Annotated in this window: 1 protein-coding gene; it reads right to left on the reverse strand. The window is 63.4% G+C overall.

Annotation, left to right across the window (positions count from 1 at the left end):
* Positions 1–765, reverse strand: coding sequence for a hypothetical protein (locus ACGWYJ_RS38790; RefSeq protein ID WP_395111687.1), 765 nt, complete (start codon positions 763–765; stop codon positions 1–3).
* Positions 766–1686 lie beyond the last annotated feature (921 nt).

Here is a 1686-nt window from a genome sequence, read left to right on the forward strand (position 1 = left end):
CTAGCGGCGGTTCGCGAACGAGCATCGTCTGCAGCATCGGCCCTTCGATTTCACTCGCGACAGCGTCGGCGAGCTCACGGTGTCGCACTGGTCGCACCTCGACTTCCATGGTCTGGAGGTCAACCCTGAGTACGGTTCAAGCGGGATGCGACCAGCCGCGCGCAGCGTTGCTTCGGCTACATCGGCTGGGACACGTTGAGCGTGCCCACGTTGAACGTCACCGCAGGGCTTGCATCCGCCACCACGCTGATCGACGTTATTGTGCCGAGGGTAGACGATGGCGTCGCACCGGGTGCAGCGGCACTTCCACGGCTTGGAGGAGCCGGGGAAATCCTCAAGAGGCTCCAGACCAGCGCCGATCATCACCTCGATCGCCTGCTCGGCACTGAAGTTCCTTGCCCTACGTGCTCTGGCGGCCGGCAGGTGGCGACCCTGCACTTTTTCGTCGCCGTACGCAGCGCCGAAGCGCACTACGAGGTCCCACATCTCTGAGCCACTGACCGCCTCGAGCGCGAACGTTTCGGTTGCTCCGCCCTGCGGCATGTCGGCAGGGTCTAGGTAAGACTCCAGGCCCAGGCCGTTCTCTAGATGAGTGATCACTTCGTCTTCGATCTTGTAGGCGATGTCGCCGGTCGCGGTCTTCACCATGTTGACGACATCCCAGCCTCGTCGGCGATGGCTGTCGAGACGGTCCGTGCGAGCTTCGAGACTGGTCACGCCGACCTTCACAGCGCCGAGACCATGATGGATGACCACGTACACCATCGCCGGAGCAGTCGGGTCCGGCCAGCCTGCGCAACACCAGCATGCGCGGCCCCGGTTTCTGACGTTGCCATATCTGGGTGCGATGGCGTTTCCGCATGTCAAGCACGTGCATGGCCAGGGGATGTTATAGCCAGGAAACGGCACGCAGGGTTCGGCCCCGGCAGCTCTCATATTTGCTGCAGCCACGTCCGGGTCGGTTGGCCCAAGACCGGAGCAGTACCGGCAGCCTTTACTGAGTCCCCCGCGCACGTGGGTGAGTTTAGGTGAGACGATATTGCCGCATCGCTGGCAGCGACTCCGCCACGGTTTATGCGTTCCGGGAAACGGAACCAGCGGCGTGAGATGCCGAATCTCGAACGTGGCCACAGCTTCCTCGACGGTCATAGCGACGTTGTTGGCGCAATGGCGGCAACCGCTGCCACGCCTAACATTCCCAAGACGGGGCTGTGACTCTTTCCCGCACGTCAGGCAGTACGAAGGCCACGGTTCCGTCGAACGTCCTGGGTAGTCGCTGAGCGGTTCAAAGCCGCGGGCCCGCATATCTGTTAGGGCCCGTTCCGCTTCGCGGAGCCGCGAATTCTCCGACGCCCGGCGAGCCGCGCAGGTTCTGCAGCCGTGCCCCGCCCGGATATTCGAGATCGTTGGCGTGCTGATGGTCCCGCAAGCTCGGTGTCTGCTCCTCCACGGCTTGTTAGCGCCCCGATATGCCTCCAGCGGAACCCAACCAGCCTTTTCTAGGTCGGCCAGCGCCGCCTCGGTCGCTGCCGCGAGTCTTGCAGCATTAGCGCGTTCTCGGCCGCAATGCTCACAGCCATTCGTTTTGCCCCGAACCACGTTGTTCAATGTGGGAGCCACCTTGGCGCCGCAATCCATGCATTCGCACCGCCATGCGGCGTTCGCACGCACGTACGGGCTGAGCGG

The organism is Actinomadura sp. SCN-SB, from assembly GCF_043906805.1.
Classification (GTDB): domain Bacteria; phylum Actinomycetota; class Actinomycetes; order Streptosporangiales; family Streptosporangiaceae; genus Spirillospora.

What these genes read in the sequence shown, in the direction of transcription:
- ACGWYJ_RS38790 (WP_395111687.1), bottom strand. Translation starts at nt 765, where the DNA reads ATGGTGTACGTGGTCATCCATCATGGTCTCGGCGCTGTGAAGGTCGGC.